Annotated in this window: 11 protein-coding genes; 8 read left to right on the top strand and 3 right to left on the bottom strand. The window is 71.8% G+C overall.

Annotation, left to right across the window (positions count from 1 at the left end):
* Positions 1-104: 104 nt before the first annotated feature.
* Both FJQ56_RS09230 and FJQ56_RS09225 read right to left on the bottom strand, forming a co-directional pair.
* Positions 105-1,271, bottom strand: a complete 1,167-nt coding sequence (locus FJQ56_RS09230; protein WP_211350810.1) for a lipase family protein — start codon at positions 1,269-1,271, stop codon at positions 105-107.
* A 182-nt stretch (positions 1,272-1,453) separates the two neighbouring features.
* Positions 1,454-2,206, bottom strand: coding sequence for a hypothetical protein (locus tag FJQ56_RS09225; protein WP_140009128.1), 753 nt, complete (start codon positions 2,204-2,206; stop codon positions 1,454-1,456).
* 45 nt (positions 2,207-2,251) lie between these two features.
* Between FJQ56_RS09225 and FJQ56_RS09220 the strand changes: the two genes are divergently transcribed.
* Positions 2,252-3,622: an FAD-binding oxidoreductase gene (locus tag FJQ56_RS09220; RefSeq protein WP_140009127.1), complete on the top strand. Its 1,371-nt coding sequence runs from the start codon at positions 2,252-2,254 to the stop codon at positions 3,620-3,622.
* A 24-nt stretch (positions 3,623-3,646) separates the two neighbouring features.
* Here FJQ56_RS09220 and FJQ56_RS09215 read toward each other — a convergent pair whose 3' ends face one another.
* Positions 3,647-5,026, bottom strand: a complete 1,380-nt coding sequence (locus FJQ56_RS09215) for an amidohydrolase family protein (RefSeq protein ID WP_140009126.1) — start codon at positions 5,024-5,026, stop codon at positions 3,647-3,649.
* A 214-nt stretch (positions 5,027-5,240) separates the two neighbouring features.
* Here FJQ56_RS09215 and FJQ56_RS09210 point away from each other — a divergent pair, with 214 nt between their 5' ends.
* The 7 genes from FJQ56_RS09210 to FJQ56_RS09180 all read left to right on the top strand — a co-directional run bounded on the left by FJQ56_RS09210 (position 5,241) and on the right by FJQ56_RS09180 (position 14,817).
* Positions 5,241-6,014: an SDR family NAD(P)-dependent oxidoreductase gene (locus FJQ56_RS09210; RefSeq protein ID WP_170215328.1), complete on the top strand. Its 774-nt coding sequence runs from the start codon at positions 5,241-5,243 to the stop codon at positions 6,012-6,014.
* A gap of 3 nt (positions 6,015-6,017) precedes the next feature.
* Complete coding sequence (locus tag FJQ56_RS09205; protein ID WP_140009124.1) at positions 6,018-7,115, top strand: ABC transporter permease; 1,098 nt, start codon at positions 6,018-6,020, stop codon at positions 7,113-7,115.
* A gap of 65 nt (positions 7,116-7,180) precedes the next feature.
* On the top strand, positions 7,181-8,353 hold the full coding sequence (locus FJQ56_RS09200) for a substrate-binding domain-containing protein (RefSeq protein WP_140009123.1): 1,173 nt from the start codon (positions 7,181-7,183) through the stop codon (positions 8,351-8,353).
* 6 nt (positions 8,354-8,359) lie between these two features.
* Positions 8,360-10,852, top strand: coding sequence for an ATP-binding cassette domain-containing protein (locus FJQ56_RS09195; RefSeq protein ID WP_140009122.1), 2,493 nt, complete (start codon positions 8,360-8,362; stop codon positions 10,850-10,852).
* Positions 10,853-10,916: 64 nt separating this feature from the next.
* Positions 10,917-12,014 (top strand): pyridoxal-phosphate-dependent aminotransferase family protein, encoded by a 1,098-nt coding sequence (locus FJQ56_RS09190; RefSeq protein ID WP_140009121.1) that lies wholly within the window; start codon positions 10,917-10,919, stop codon positions 12,012-12,014.
* A gap of 284 nt (positions 12,015-12,298) precedes the next feature.
* Complete coding sequence (locus FJQ56_RS09185) at positions 12,299-13,750, top strand: M24 family metallopeptidase (protein ID WP_211350809.1); 1,452 nt, start codon at positions 12,299-12,301, stop codon at positions 13,748-13,750.
* Positions 13,750-14,817: a zinc-dependent alcohol dehydrogenase gene (locus FJQ56_RS09180; RefSeq protein ID WP_140009120.1), complete on the top strand. Its 1,068-nt coding sequence runs from the start codon at positions 13,750-13,752 to the stop codon at positions 14,815-14,817. Before FJQ56_RS09185 ends, FJQ56_RS09180 begins: the two co-directional genes overlap by 1 nt.
* The last annotated feature ends 16 nt before the right edge of the window (positions 14,818-14,833 follow it).

Genomic DNA, 14,833 nt, shown 5'->3' with positions numbered 1-14,833 from the left:
CGTTCGGACAGCATGGGTACAGGCGGGATGTCGACACGTCAGGCGTGGGAGTGAGGACCCATGGCCACAACTTCCACCCCTGGACCCGCGCACGGTCGCCAGTCTCAGAGCCTCCAACACGAGTTGAGGGCGGGGGTGCCAGCGAAACGGGCCTCGAGGAATCCGAAGGCCTCGGTGGCGTTGTTGAGCATGGCTCCGAGGTGGAGTGGGGTCGCATTCGTGCTGAGCCTCACGGTGGCCCCTTGGCGGCACCAGTCGGTGGCGAGCTGGCGGCCCGTCCGGTAGGGGATCGTGTCGTCGAGGAGGCTGTGGGTGATGAGGACCGGAGCTGTGGGCTTGCTCAGTCCGATGCGCTGATCGGTGAGGATCGACTTGAACGGCTCGGTCTGGGTGAGCTGTTCGAGGCTGGACCCGTCGGTGGTGAACTCTGTCGAGTTCTTCAGTGCGGCGTTGAACAGGTCGAAGACGCAGTCGTCGGAGATGTCGGTGAGGAACTCACGACCGCGGTCGTTGAGGTACGGGTTCAGGTCCAGGTCGTAGCTGGCGGCAAGACCGGTCATGGCGTACCAGAGGAACTCGGCCCACAGTCCGCCGTCGAGGTTGGCGGGCAGCACGGTCAGGTCAGCGGGGACTGCACCGACGACGGCGCCCTTGATGCGCAGCTCCGCGGCGTACGTCGGCGCGAGCTCGACGGCCGAGGCCGCGGCGCCCCCGCCTTGGGAGTAGCCGTAGAGCCCGACGGGGCTCTGGGCGTCGAGTCCGGATCCCGGCAGTCGCTGGGCGGCGCGGACGGCGTCGAGGACCGCGTGGCCCTGCGACAGGCGGTCCATGTAGGTGTGCGCACCAGCGGTGCCCAGGCCTTCGTAGTCGGTGACGGCCAAGGCGTACCCGCGCGCCAACATCGCGGTCATGAACACGCCTTCGTACTCGATGCCCTCGCTGAACTGTCGAGACGGGGCGCACTTGTCACCGACGCCCTGGGTGCCGACCGCGTATCCGATGACCGGCCGCCGGCCGGGGCCCGACCATGGGGACTTGGGGACGATGACCGACCCCGAGACCGCGACCGGCGTGCCGGTGCGGTCGGTCGTGCGGTACATGATCCGCGTGGAGGTCACCGCGACGTCGCTGGCATGCGCAGGGTCGAGCAGGTACGTCATCGGCTCGGAGCGCACGAGGTCGCCATTCGCCGCGGGCAGCGTGGCTGGTTGCTCGTAGAAGGCCGGGATCCCGGCCTCGCGTGAGTCGGCAGCCTCAACCGGAACGCTCACGAGAGGAGCGAGCAGCAACGGGGCCAGCACGGCCACCCCCAGAACGCGACGGAACGACACGAAACGACTCCCCTTTGCCTGAAGTTACTCGCCGGTAGTGCGACGGCATCTCACCACAGTGACTTCGGTCACCGCAAGAGGCGCGACGGAGAGCGAGAGTCATGGGGTGTCGAGGTCCTGACTCAGCCCAGCGCGCCCGGCACGGCCCGCACGGTCAGCGTGAGCCAGTCGTGGTCGGACCCCGTCCGGTCGTGGTCGAGGACGTCGAGGGCGCCGGAGGGCTCGAACGCCGCCGGGTCGAGCACGACGCCGTCGAGGCCGTGGGCCAGGTAGCGCAGCCCGAGGGCGGGGAACGAGCGGTGCGGCGCGTAGGCCCAGGCCCGGGCGGGGTCGACCAGGCCGCCGCACGGCACCCGGAAGTTGTAGTCGCCGCCGCCCAGGACCGGCCACCCGGCCGCGCGGTGGCGGTGCAGCAGGTCGGTCTCGGCGCGGGCGTGGGCGGCGTACTCGCGGGTGCCGCGCCACACCGGGCGTACGCCGCCGTCGCGGCGCTGCACGAACGCGTTGCGGTGCGTCGACCAGGCCAGCGCCCGGACGCCGCCGGGCAGCACCACGCGGGCCCAGGCACCCCACCGGTCGTGGGCGACGGGGGAGCGGGGCACGGCGCGCGACAGCGGCTCGAGGCCGGACTCGACGACCTCGACGTCCTCGCGCACCAGCAGGCCGACCTCGCGCCGCCCGATGGTGCCCTGGTCGGCGCCGACGTAGCGGTAGCCCGCGATCGCGGGCAGCACCGGCTCCCACCCGCGGCGCGCCTCGCAGACCGAGACCAGGTGGGGCGAGCCCGCCACCAGCAACGGCACGTCGGCGGCGGCCTGGCGGTTGAGGACGTAGACGTTGGCGACCCGGACCGTGTAGGTCGCCTCGGTCACCACGCCACGAGCCTAGGACCCGGGGACACGGCGTGCTTTGCTGTCGTCGTGCCCGACACCGACGTCGCAGCCCTCCTCCCTCGGCTGGTCGCCGCCCTCCCGGACGGGGTGGTGACGACCGACCCGGACGTCGTCGAGCCCTACCGCTGGGACTGGTCGCACGACGTCGCCGCCGGCACCCCGCTCGCGGTGGTCCGCGCGCAGGACGCCGAACAGGTGCAGGTCGCCGTGCGCTGGGCGGCCGAGCACGGCGTCCCGGTGGTGCCCCGGGGAGCCGGCAGCGGCCTCTCGGGCGGGTCGAGCGCCGTCGACGGCGGCATCGTGCTGTCCCTGGAGCGGATGCGCGCGATCGAGATCGACACCGAGTGCCGGGTCGCGGTCGTCGAGCCGGGGGCCCTCAACGTCGAGGTCAAGACGGCCGCCGCCGAGCACGGTCTCTGGTACCCACCCGACCCCTCGTCGTACGAGATCTGCTCGATCGGCGGCAACGTCGCCACCAACGCCGGTGGCCTGTGCTGCGTGAAGTACGGCGTCACCACCGACTACGTGCTCGGCCTCGACGTCGTGCTCGCCGACGGCCGGCTGGTCACCCTCGGCGGCAAGCGGGTCAAGGACGTGGCGGGGCTGTCGCTGCTCAAGCTGTTCGTCGGCAGCGAGGGCACCCTCGGCGTGGTGACGCGCGCGGTCCTGCGCCTGGTGCCCGCACAGGCCGCCCGCTCGACGCTCGTCGCGTCGTTCGCGACGGTCGCCGGGGCCGCAACGGCCGTCGTGGCGGTCGGGCGCACGATGCGGCCCTCGATGATGGAGCTGATGGACCAGGCCTCGATCAACGCCGTCGAGGACTACAAGCCGATGGGCCTGGACCGGACGGCCGGCGCGCTGCTCGTCGCCCAGTCCGACGCTCCCGGCGTCGCCCGCGCCCAGGAGGTCGAGGGGATGCGGGCGGCCTGCGAGGCCGCGGGCGCCGAGGTGTTCGTGACCGACGACCCCGACGAGGGCGAGCTGTTCGTCGCCGCCCGCCGGATGGCGTTCCCGGCGATCCAGGCGCGCGGCGCGGTGCTGCTCGAGGACGTCGGCGTACCGATCCCGCTGCTGCCCGAGCTGCTGGCCCGGGTCGCCGCGATCGCCGCCGAGCACGACGTCGAGATCCCGGTCGTCGCCCATGCCGGCGACGGCAACACCCACCCGATCATCGTCTACACGCCCGAGGCCGAGGACCGCGCCCGGGCCGCCTTCCACGCCGTGATGGCCGCCGCGATCGCTCTCGGGGGCACGATCACCGGCGAGCACGGGGTCGGCCGCGCGAAGGCCGCCGCCCTGCCCGACCAGCTGGGTGCCGACGTCATGGAGCTCAACCGCCGCGTCAAGGCCGCCCTCGACCCCCGGGGGATCCTCAACCCCGGCGCGCTGGGGCTGTGAGAGCCCTCTGCCCGGGGTAAGCGCTCACTCCGGAGCGGTGTAGAGCTCCGGCTGCCACAGGCCCGGGTCGGCCACTCCCGCGGCGTCGAGCACGCGGTCGCGGGCAGCCTCGGCACGGGCCCGGACCGTGGCGAAGTCGTGTCCGACGAGAGCTCCACCGTCCTTGACCAGCCGACCGTTCACGAAGACGGTGTCGACGAGCTGGGGGTTGCCCGACTCGACCACCGCGCCCGAGGGGTAGTTGAGCGGCTGCATCCCGTAGGTGTCGGTCCGCATCAGGATGACGTCGGCCTTCTTGCCCGGGGTCAGGGAGCCGACCGAGTCGCCCATCCAGGACGCGGTCGCGCCGCCCTGGGTGGCGAAGCCCAGGATCTCCTGCGCGGTGATCGGCAGGGGGATGCTCACCCCGGCGTCGAGCGCCGTGACGTTCTCCAGGTAGCGCGACCCGGCGAGCATCGCGCGCATCGCGCTGAACATGTCACCGCCCACCGAGGTGCAGACGTCGATGGAGATGGACAGCGGGATCGCGCGATCGCGTGCGCGGAGGGTGGCCAGCCGGCCGTGACCCATGTGCATCTCCAGCTCGGGCGCACTCGAGATCGCCCCGCCGGTGTCGCGGATGATGTCGTACTCCCGGTCGGACAGGGTGTTGCAGTGGACGTAGGTGGTCCGGTCCGTCGTCAGGCCGTTCTCCTGCATCCACACCACGGGGAGGCTCTGGCCCCACAGGCCGTCGCCGACGTGGACGGTGACCGGGATGTCGAGCTCTGCCGCGAGGGCGAAGTCCTGCAGGGTCACGTCCTTGGTGGCGAACTGCGGACCGCGGGGGGCCAGGGCCAGCGTGACCAGCTGGTCCGACGACGAGAACCACTGCTCGGCGATGCGCATCACGTCGCGTGACTGCGGGACGTCGCTGACCGGGAGCCACTCGTCGTTGCTGTTGCCGTAGGCCCACACGCAGCGGATCCCGGAGTCCAGGACCCCCTGGATCGCTGCGTCGGCGTGCTCCGGCGTGTTGTTGTTGTGCGACCAGTCGACGAGCGTGGTGATCCCGGAGTCGAGCGCGTCCAGCATGGCGATCAGGTTGGCGGCGTGCATGTCCTCCGGGGTGTACGCCTTGCCCAGGACTCCTCGTACCCCGCTGAAGTACTGGGCGAGGGTCCAGTCGGTCGAGACGTGGCGGATCAGGGACTGCCAGCTGTGGCGGTGGGTGTCGACGAATCCCGGCATGGCCACCCGGTCGGTCCCGTCGATCTCCCGGGCGTCCAGCTCGCCGAGGTCCGGTGCGACCGCTGCGATGCGGTCGCCCTCGATGAGGATGTCGCCGCTGCGGAGGTCGCCCACCGCAGGGTCCTGGGACAGGATCCGGGCCCCGCGGATGACGAAGCGTTCGGACGAGGTCATGTCGATCCCCCAAAGAGTGTGTGTGGACGGCGGCAGGTGACGTTCGCCACTCCTGCCTCGGGCCCTGATGGTTCGCCCCTCACCACCCTTCCGTCAAGTCATGGTGAACGTTTCCTGGCGTTTGTTTAGAACTGCTGGCCGAATCGTTAAGTCACACTTGACACTCTCGCGACGGAGTGAATACGGTCACACCCCACGAGCAGAGGAGGCCACCATGGCGGACGTCGACGACGGCGTGCAGTGGGGTTTGTCGGGACGAACGGTCGTCGTGACCGGGGCGAGTTCGGGCATGGGTGAGCAGACGGCCACGCTGCTGGGACGGCTCGGCGCCAACGTGGTGCTGCAGGGCCGCAACGAGGCCAACCTCCGTGCCATCGCCGACGAGGTCGAGAGGTCCGGGGGACAGGCCCTGACCGTCGCGCTCGACCTCGAGGAGACGGAGCGTGCGGTCGACCTGGTCGCTGCCGCCACGGCCCGGTTCGGTGCGATCCACGGCCTCGTCCTCAACGCGAGCCTGTTCGACCCCCGCCCGTTCGTCGAGACGACGGCGGCCCACCTCAACCGGCAGTGGAACACCAACGTCGTCTCCCACTACCTCATCGCCCAGGCGGCGGTCCCCCACATGCCGGAGGGATCCAGCATGGTCTGGGTCTCCTCGACGGTGGCCCACGCCGGCTTCGCGACCTGCTCGGCGTACGCCGCCACGAAGGGTGCCGTCGAGGCGGTCTCCCGCACGCTCGCCATGGAGCTCGCGCCCGCCGGTATCCGCGTCAACACCATGGCGCCCGGCTTCTTCCGCACGCCGATGACGATCCCGAACTTCGAGGCCGACCCGGCCTACGAGGAGTCGGTCAAGCAGGGCACGCCGTTGAAGAGGCTCGGACGCCCGGAGGAGGCAGCCGCGACCATCGCGTTCCTGCTGTCCGACCTGGCGCCGTACATCGACGGACAGACGATCACCATCGACGGCGGCTGGACGGCTCAGTAGCTGATGACGTCAACAACCGTGCTCGACGACGACGGGGCGAAGGCCCCCACCCCACGTCGCCCCGAACCCTCAGCCCCCGGTCGTCGCCGGATCGCGTGGCGGTCCCCCTACCTGGCCATCTGGGCGGCCACCGCACTGCTCTTCGCCGTGAGCCCGCTGATCGCTCCGGGCAGTCTCGGGACCGGAGCCCTGCAGAGTGTCCTGCCGTACGCGGCGATCCTCGCCGTCGTGGGGGTCGGCCAGACCCTGGTGGTGCAGCAGCGCGGCCTCGACCTCTCGGTGCCGGGCGTGGTGTCCCTGTCCGCCATCGTCGTCACGAAGGTGGCGGAGGGGCAGGACTCCCGTCTGGCACTGGCGCTGTTCGCCGCCATCGGGGTCGGGGTGGTCTCCGGTCTGCTCAGCGGGCTCGTCGTGACGCTGCTCCGGGTGACCCCCCTGGTCGCGACCCTGGGCGTGAACGCGCTGCTGGTCGGCACCGTCCTGCGGGTGACGAGCGGCAGCCAGACCGCCTCGGCCGCCCCCGCCCTGGCCAGCTTCGCCGCCGACCGGGTCCTCGGCGTCCCCATGCTGGTCCTCGTCGCGCTCGTGCTGCTGGTCGCTGTCACGTTCGTCCTCCGGGCGACGACCGTCGGGCGACGGTTCGTCGCGGTCGGGACCAGCGCCGCCGCCGGCCACGCCGCCGGCCTGCCCGTACGGCGCTACCAATGCCTCACCTACGTCGTGGCAGCGACCTGCGGGGCGCTCGGCGGTGTCCTGGCTGCGGGCTACCTGCAGACCCCTGGCCTGGGGGTCGGCGACAACTACCTGCTCCCGTCCATCGCCGCGGTCGTCCTCGGAGGCACCGCGCTGGCCGGCGGGGGAGGCAGCGTGATCGCCACCGCCGGCGGCGCGCTGTTCCTCACCCAGCTCCAGCAGGTCGTCTTCGGCGCCGGGGTCCCGGCGTCGGGACAGCTCCTGATCCAGAGCGTGGCGATCGGCGTCGGGATGGCGGTGCGGACGGTTCCGTGGCGTCGGATCGCGTCTGCTCGCCGCCGTACGACTGCCGTGCCCGGCTCCTCCGAGCCCGAGCCGGTCCCAGGCACGGCCACCCGGTCGGCTTGATCGCCCACCCGCACGACCCGACCACCGTCCTAGCCGGGACGCGTCGGACTTCGAGGAGGAACAACATGAGCAACGTTCACACCCGTGCCCTGCTGCGCGGCGGAGTGGGTCTGACGGTGGCCGCGATGCTGCTGACGGCCTGCACCTCGGCCCCGAAGGACGAGAACGCCGACGGCGGGTCCGGCCCGTCCAGCTCGGGCGCGGCGCCCGACGCGGCGGTCGTCAAGGGCATCGTCGACGACGCCGGGATCGTCGACAACACCGACTTCTGCGGCGACAAGGACATCACCCTCGGCATCCACGACGGCTTCGGCATCAACGCCTGGTCCCAGGAGTCGCTCGCCGCGATGCGGTCCGAGGCCGCCAAGTGCCCGAACGTCAAGACGATCGTCCAGATCGGTCAGGGAGACCTGCAGAAGAGCATCTCCCAGGTGAACTCGATGGTCTCGCAGGGCATCGACGCCCTGGCGATCATCCCCGACTTCGGCCAGGCGCAGCTCGCCTCCCTCCAGGCGGCCACCCGCGCCGGAGTCTCCGTGGTGCCGTGGGGTGCCGACCCCGGCGGGCAGGACGGGTCCGACTACGTGTCCTACGTCGACTGGAGCTCTGCCGACGCCGGGACGAAGTGGGCCGAGTGGATGGTGAAGGTGCTGGACGGCAAGGGCAAGGTCGTCTTCATCGGCGGCCCCGCCGGCAACCCCGTCACGACCGGTCAGCTCGCCTCGATCGTGAAGGTCTTCGCGAAGAACCCCGGCATGGAGCTGCTGACCGGTGACAAGGACTGGCCCGTCACCAACTGGGACCCGGCCACCGCCCAGCAGGTCACGGCCTCGCTGCTGACCAAGTACCCCACCATCGATGGGATCATCTCCGACTACAGCACGGACGCCCTGGCTGCGACGCGGGCCTTCGACGCCGCGGGCAGGACCGTGCCGCCGATGGCGACCCTGGACGCCAACGGCCTGGGCTGCTTCTACGACGAGCAGCAGGCCGCCGGCAACAAGGACTTCCAGCTCGCCACCATCTCGTCGCGCAACTGGCTGGGCCGGGTCGCGGTCCGCAAGGCGATCGCCGACGCCGAGGGTGTCGCGAACGACGAGCCCAGCACCTACACGCTGCCGTTCTTCGAGGACTCGGTCGACGGCACCGCGCCGGTCTGCGACAAGTCGCTGCCGGAGGACTTCTACCCGAGCAACAAGATCTCTGCCGACGACATCGCCAAGTACGGAAAGCCGTAGGTCTCGATGAACCCCGATGTCTTGCGGCTGGATCGCATCACGAAGACCTATCCCGGGGTCGTGGCCCTGCGCGACGTCAGCCTCACGGTGCGGTCAGGTGAGGTGCACGCCCTGGTGGGCGAGAACGGCGCCGGCAAGTCGACCCTGATGGGGGTCGCCGCCGGCGTCGTCTCCCCGGACACCGGCTCGGTCGAGATCGGTGGTCGACCCCTCGAGCGGCCCAGCGCGGGTGCCGCCCAGGCGCTCGGGCTGGCCGTGGTCTACCAGCACGCGACCGTGCTCGACGACCTGTCGGTGGCCGAGAACCTGCTGTTCTCGGTGCCACGAGACCGTCGGCCGGCCGCGAGGCAGACCGCGAGCTGGGTACGAGACCGGCTCGCGGACGTGGGCACCGAGCTCAACCCCCGCGCCCGCGCGGGTGACCTCAGCATCGCGCAGCGCCAGCTCGTCGAGATCGCTCGTGCGCTGGCGCTCGAGGCCCGCGTGCTGGTGCTCGACGAGCCGACCGAGTCGCTCACCGCCAACGAGAGCGACCTGCTCTTCGAGCAGGTGGACCGACTCCGCGAGGCCGGGACCGGCATCGTCTACATCTCGCACCGCTTCCCCGAGGTCCGCCGGATCGCGGACCGGATCTCGGTGCTGCGTGACGGCGAGCTGCGCGGCACCTTCGAGGCGAGCGACGTCACCGAGGACGACGTGCTCACGCTCATCGTCGGGCGCCGGGTCGACCACGTGTTCCCGCCCAAGCCGGAGGCCGCGGCCACCGGCGAGCCGCTGCTGAGCCTCGCGGATCTCTCCGGGTCCGCCTTCGCCGGGGTCGACCTCGACGTACGGCGCGGGGAGATCGTCGGGCTGGCCGGCGTCGAGGGCAACGGGCAGCGCGAGGTCCTGCGCGCGATCGCGGGCCTCCACCCCCACCAGGGGACGATGACGCTCGAGGGTCGGGACGTGACCATGAGGTCGCCCGCGGCGGCCGCGCGCCACGGCATCGTGCACCTGCCGGGTGATCGTCACGTCGAGGGTGCCTTCCTGCCCCTCTCGGTCCGGGAGAACGTCTCCGTCCTCGTCCTGGACAAGGTCAGCGGCGCCGGCGTCATGCGTCGACGAGACGAGGAGGCCCTGGCCCAGCAGGCGGTCACCGACCTCGGCATCCGTACCCCGGGCGTCGAGTCCACGATGGCGGGTCTGTCCGGCGGCAACCAGCAGAAGGTGCTGTTCGCGCGGTCACTGGCGGCCGAGCCGGAGGTGCTGCTCGCCGACGAGCCGACCCGTGGCGTCGACGTGGGTGCACGGGCCGAGATCTACCGGTTGCTGCGCTCGTACGCCGAGGCCGGTCACGCCGTGGTCGTGCTGTCGACCGATGCCGTCGAGCTCGCCGGTCTGTGCGATCGGGTGCTGGTCTTCTCCCGCGGCCGGGTGGCTCGTGAGCTCGCGAGCGCGGATCTCAGCGAGCGCGAGATCACGGGAGCCGCGATCACGGCGAAGGAGACCAGGTCCGAGGAGGGGACGGCGCAGCGCCGGACCCCGTGGGCGGCCTGGGCGCGCCGCAGCGACTACCTGCCGAGCATGGTGCTCACCCTGCTGATCGTGGCGCTCGCCGCCTGGACCTGGCACTCGAACGACCTGTTCCTCAGCGCCCGCAACCTCTCCGGGTCGATGCAGCTGATGAGCATCCTGGTGCTGGTGGCCTGCGGACAGCTCTGCGTCCTCATGGTCGGCAGCATCGACCTGTCGGTCGGGCCGCTGATCGGGCTCTCGGTCGTCATCATGTCGTTCTACGCCACGTTCGACAGCGGCACGACCGGACTGGCGCTCGGTGTCGGAGCCGCCGTCGGCGCAGGGGTCGCCGTCGGGGTGGTCAACGCGCTGGGGATCCGACTCCTCGGGCTCCCCCCGGTGATCGCCACCTTGGTGGTCTTCATCTTCCTCCAGGGGCTGGCCCTCGTGCTGCGCCCCACGCCGGACGGCTTCCTGGACCGCTCGACGACCGACCTCCTGCAGAGCACGTGGGGGATCTACCCCGTCGTGGCCGTCCTGGCCGTCGTGGTGGCGCTGGTCCTCGAGTGGGTCTCGCGGCGTACCCGTGCCGGGGTCGAGCTCCGGGCCGTCGGCTCGGACCAGACGCGGGCGGCTCGACTCGGAGCGCGGGTCGGGGTGACCTTCGTGGCCGCCCACGTGGCCTGCTCCGTCCTCGCCGCCCTGGCGGGCGTGGTGCTCTCCGGTGTCGTCGGCGTGGGCCAGGCGGGTCTCGGCGGCGAGTACACCCTGACCAGCATCGCGGCCGTCGTGCTCGGAGGAGCCAGCATCTTCGGCGGCCGCGGCTCGTTCGTCGGCGCTCTGCTCGGGGCGGTGCTCATCCAGGAGGTGGTCTCGGCGACGAGCTTCCTCGGACTCGACGAGTCGTGGCAGGAGTGGCTGCCGGGACTGCTCATCATCGCGGGGGCCGGTCTCTTCTCCCGGGCGCGCAGCCGCTCCGGCTCCGAGACGGCGTCCCCCTGACGACCCCGACGAGCCCGACCGCGGGCACCGGGGCCCGACCGGTCCGGTCAGTACGTTGGACGCCATGACGATCCTCGAGCGCAAGCTGTTCGGCCCCGGGCCCTCCAACCCCTACCCGGAGGCCACGTCGGCCCTGGGGCTGCCGCTGCTCGGCCACCTCGACCGGGCGTTCGTCACGCTGATGGACGAGACCTGCGACATGCTGCGCCAGGTCTGGGGCACCGACAACGCCCGCACCCTGCCCATCTCGGCGACCGGTTCGGCCGGCATGGAGGCGGCGTTCGTCAACACCGTGTCCGACGGCGACGTCGTGGTCGTCGCGGTCAACGGGCTCTTCGGCCAGCGCATGGCCGAGGTCGCCTCGCGCTGCGGCGCCGAGGTCGTCACCGTCGAGCATGAGTGGGGCACCCCGGTCGACGTCGACCGTGTCGTGGCGGCCCACCCGAGCCCGAAGATCATCGCCGCGGTGCACGCCGAGACCTCGACCGGCGTCCGCTCCGACATCGCTGCGCTCGGCGCGGCCAAGGGGGACGCCCTGCTGCTGGTCGACGCGGTCACCAGCATCGCCGGCATCGAGCTGCGCGCCGACGACTGGGACGTCGACCTGGGGTACGCCGGCACCCAGAAGTGCCTGGGCGTGGCCCCGGGTCTCGCGCCGTTCACGATCAACGAGCGCGCCTGGGAGCGCCGCGTCGAGAGGCCCCGCTCCTGGTACCTCGACCTGGGCCTGCTCGGCGGCTACGTCGGCGAGGCCGGCAGCCGCGGCGACGCCACGCGCACCTACCACCACACCGCGCCGGTCGCGATGGTCGCGAGCCTCCACGCCGGCCTGACCCGGATCCTCGACGAGGGCCTGCCCGCCGTGTGGGCGCGCCACCAGGCTGCCGGCGCCTTGCTGCAGGACGGGCTCGAGGGGATGGGCCTCGAGCTCTTCGCGCAGCAGGGTGCCCGCCTGCCCGAGCTGACCACCGTCAGGGTCCCCGAGGGCGTCGACTCCGCCGCCGTGCGCGGCGAGCTGCTCGACCGCTACGACATCGAGATCGGCGCCGGGGCCGGCCCGTACGCCGCCACCGTCTGGCGGATCGGCCTGATGGGCCACAACGCCCGGCCCGACGCCGCGCTCCTCGTCCTCGCCGCGCTGCGCGAGGTGCTCGGCCGCTGACCCAGCGTCCGAGCCGGGGCGCCGCGAAACCGGTCTGACACCGGACTTGTCACTACACACCAATCTTTGTACAGTGTGGCTCAACACATGTTGAGTGACGACGATCACAATGGGGGTGGCGGTGCCCGACGCACCGACCACGCGGGCATGACCCCCCTCGTCGGCGCGCGACTCGCACTCCTCCCGGTGCGGCGGCGACCGTCCCTCGTCACCCCGTTCGACCTGACCGACCCGCTCTCCTCCGACATCCCCCGCACCGGCACAGGCACAGAGAGGCCCCGATCATGAGTCGAGACATCAGCACCGCCACCTACGGCACCAACGCCGTCGACTGGGAGGAGCGCGTCGACTTCGAGCGGCTGCGCACCGAGCGGCTGAGCCGGCTCAAGGCCGAGCTCGAGAAGTCCGAGGTCGGGGCCGTGCTGGCGTTCGACTTCTCCAACATCCGCTACATGTCGGCCACCCACATCGGGACCTGGGCGATGGACAAGATGATCCGGTTCGCGTTGCTCACCCGCAACTCCGACCCGATCGTGTGGGACTTCGGCTCCGCGGCCCGGCACCACCAGCTGCGCAACCCCTGGCTGGGCACCACGACCGCGGAGATGGACGCCGACCCGCACGCGCCGCACCACGGGGCCGTCCGCCCGCGCAAGGAGTCCGGCGCCCGCGCCGGCATCTCGACCCTGCGCGGCGCCTTCAACCCCGACGCCGGCGTGGCCGAGGAGGTGGCCCGCAAGATCAAGCGCGAGCTCGAGGAGTTCGGCCTGGCCGACCAGCCCATCGGCGTCGACGTCATCGAGCTGCCGATCCTGTTCGCCCTGCAGGCGGTCGGCCTGAAGGTCGTCGACGGCCAGCAGATCTTCCTCAACGCGCGCCGCATCAAGACCAACGACGAGATCAGCCTGCTGACGACGGCGGCCTCGATGGTCGACGCGGCCTACGACCAGCTCTACGAGTTCCTGCGGCCCGGCGTACGCGAGAACGAGACGGTCGGCCTGGTGTCCAAGGTGCTCTACGACCTCGGCTCGGAGTACGTCGAGGGCGTCAACGCCATCTCGGGCGAGCGGTGCTCGCCGCACCCCCACGTCTACTCCGACCGGATCATCCGGCCCGGGGACCCGGCGTTCTTCGACATCCTGCACAGCTACATGGGCTACCGCACCTGCTACTACCGCACCTTCGCGGTCGGCTCGGCCAGCAACGCCCAGCGCGACGCCTACACCCGCGCCCGCGAGTACATGGACCGCGCGATCGCGGTCGTCAAGCCCGGCGCGACGACCGCCGACGTCGTCAGCGTGTGGCCCACGGCGCAGGAGTTCGGCTTCCCGGACGAGGAGGCCGCCTTCGCCCTCCAGTACGGCCACGGCGTCGGGCTTTCGATCTGGGAGAAGCCGATCTTCTCCCGGCTCGTGTCGCTCGACCACCCCGAGGTGCTCGAGGAGGGCATGTTCTTCGCCCTCGAGACCTACTGGCCCTCGGCCGACGGCATCGGGGCCGCGCGCATCGAGGAGGAGGTCGTCGTGACCGCCACCGGGTGCGAGGTCGTGACCAAGTTCCCCGCCGAGGAGCTGCTCATCGCCGGCCAGCGCTTCTACACCACCAGTGGGCCGCTGCCGACGCTGCGCAGCGCGCAGTCGCACCTCAACACCGAGGCCGGGCGCCAGGCGCCGCCGGCGCGTCCGGCTCAGACGACCGCCGTGAGCGCCCCGGGCTCCAGCGGCGCCACGACCTGATGCGTGCCGCGGTCTACCACGGCCCCCACGACGTACGCGTCGAGGACGTGCCCGAGGCGAGGCCCGGACCGGACGAGGTGCTGCTCGAGGTGCTGCGCAGCGGCATGTGCGGCACCGACGCCACCGAGTGGTCCCAGGGCCCCAAGGCCTTCCCGCTCACCAGGCCCCACCCCGTCACCGGCCACGTCGGCCCGATGGTGCTCGGCCACGAGTTCGTGGGTCGGGTCCTCGAGGCCGTCCCCGGCGGGCGGTACGCCGTGGGCGACGTCGTCGCCTCGGGTGCGGGCGTCTGGTGCGGGGAGTGCGACCGCTGCCGAGAGGGCCGCACCAACATCTGTCGTCGCTACTTCACCCTCGGCCTGAGCACCCACGGCGGCATGGCCGAGCGGGTCGCCGTCGCCGAGCGCACCCTCACCGCCGTGCCCGACGGGCTGTCGCTCGACCACGCGGGGCTGGCGCAGCCCGTGGCCGTCGGCCTGCACGCGGCCCGGCGGGCCGGGGTCGCCCCCGGTGACCGGGTCGTCCTGATCGGGGCGGGGGCCATCGGGTCCTTCGTGCTGGCCGGCCTGCGCTCCCTGGGTCCGGCCGACATCACCGTCGTCGACTTCGCGGGCTCGCGCCTCGAGCGCGCCGCCCGCCTGGGCGCCGACCGCGTGGTCGAGGTCGGACCCGACTCCGACGCCGTACTGGCCGAGGTGCTCCAGGGCAGCGGGGCCGACGTGGTCGTCGAGGCCAGCGGCGCGCCCGGCCAGCTCGGGCACGCGGTCCGCCTGCTCCGCCCCGGCGGCACCGTGCTGCAGGTGGGCCTGCCGTCGCGACCCGAGGAGCTCGACGTGCACACGCTCGTGATGCGCGAGATCAGCATCCGTACGACGCTGGCCCACGTCTGCGTCGACGACCTGGCGCCGGCCCTCGACATCCTCGCGACCAGCCCGCTCGGCAGCGAGCTGCTCGACTCCGTGCGACCGCTCGACGACGTCGCCGGCCAGCTGCAGCGCCTCGCCGACGGCGAGCTCGACGGCAAGGTCCTCGTCGACCCGGCCCTCCCTGCCCCGTCCCAGCGCTAGGTCGTGCGGGGAGCAG

The sequence above is a fragment of the Nocardioides plantarum genome, from assembly GCF_006346395.1.
Lineage (GTDB): Bacteria > Actinomycetota > Actinomycetes > Propionibacteriales > Nocardioidaceae > Nocardioides > Nocardioides plantarum.
The sequence above is the reverse complement of the archived record's forward strand: the minus strand, read 5'-3'. Positions and strand labels throughout refer to the sequence as shown.

Excerpts from the sequence above, each read along its gene's own strand:
- FJQ56_RS09215 (WP_140009126.1), bottom strand. The coding sequence starts at position 5,026 with ATGACCTCGTCCGAACGCTTCGTCATCCGCGGGGCCCGGATCCTGTCC.
- FJQ56_RS09210 (WP_170215328.1), top strand. The coding sequence starts at position 5,241 with ATGGCGGACGTCGACGACGGCGTGCAGTGGGGTTTGTCGGGACGAACG.
- FJQ56_RS09205 (WP_140009124.1), top strand. The coding sequence starts at position 6,018 with ATGACGTCAACAACCGTGCTCGACGACGACGGGGCGAAGGCCCCCACC.
- FJQ56_RS09200 (WP_140009123.1), top strand. The coding sequence starts at position 7,181 with ATGAGCAACGTTCACACCCGTGCCCTGCTGCGCGGCGGAGTGGGTCTG.
- FJQ56_RS09195 (WP_140009122.1), top strand. The coding sequence starts at position 8,360 with ATGAACCCCGATGTCTTGCGGCTGGATCGCATCACGAAGACCTATCCC.
- FJQ56_RS09190 (WP_140009121.1), top strand. The coding sequence starts at position 10,917 with ATGACGATCCTCGAGCGCAAGCTGTTCGGCCCCGGGCCCTCCAACCCC.
- FJQ56_RS09185 (WP_211350809.1), top strand. The coding sequence starts at position 12,299 with ATGAGTCGAGACATCAGCACCGCCACCTACGGCACCAACGCCGTCGAC.
- FJQ56_RS09180 (WP_140009120.1), top strand. The coding sequence starts at position 13,750 with ATGCGTGCCGCGGTCTACCACGGCCCCCACGACGTACGCGTCGAGGAC.